The sequence below is a fragment of the Thiolapillus sp. genome (assembly GCF_048562965.1).
Lineage (GTDB): Bacteria > Pseudomonadota > Gammaproteobacteria > Chromatiales > Chromatiaceae > Thiolapillus > Thiolapillus brandeum_A.
The window spans coordinates 1-552 of sequence record NZ_JBHNMF010001573.1 but is presented as its reverse complement, the minus strand read 5'-3'; the positions used below and the strand labels follow the sequence as shown (position 1 = coordinate 552).

General features: G+C 58.0%; 1 pseudogene. It reads right to left on the bottom strand.

Annotated features, from left to right (window positions below):
* Positions 1–252, bottom strand: a pseudogene (locus ACOCD2_RS25580) (HD domain-containing protein); the annotation flags it as partial.
* Positions 253–552 lie beyond the last annotated feature (300 nt).

The window sequence follows — 552 nt, the reverse complement described above, 5'->3', positions numbered from 1 at the left end:
CAAGGATGAACAACTGTGGCTCCGTACCGAAATGCTGTAGTTGTGCTTGCGGATGTGTTTATTCGGCCAGAGCGCAATGCGCAAATCCTCACGCAACTGCTGGAAGGTTTCGGCAAACTTGCCCAGATCGTGTAAACCGAGCAGAAAACTGCATCAGCATTTGGCTGCTTCCGGCGGCAAACCCATGGCGGCGGCCAGGCGGCGTAGCAGTTCCGGGCGCTGTTCCAGCAGTACCGCCGCCACCGCTGCCACATCCAGTGCATGGTAAACCAGCAGGTGATGGCCTGATGCATTCCCATCAGCCTTGCCCTAGTAAGCGTACATCATGCCCATCTCCTGTGTACCCCCCCCTTAGCCACGCTTTGGTGCCAAAAAACACAGGCATCAGAGGATCGGCGCGCGATGCGGGCTAGGGGGAATGAGATCAGTTTCAGTTGAAGATGGCTCCCCAATAACCAGCGCGCTCATCGCGTCGGTATCGTCTCCGTTGCCGGGTATCGGTCCGACCGGTGCCTTACTGCCGCCCTCCACAGATCCAATGTCGCAGGTACC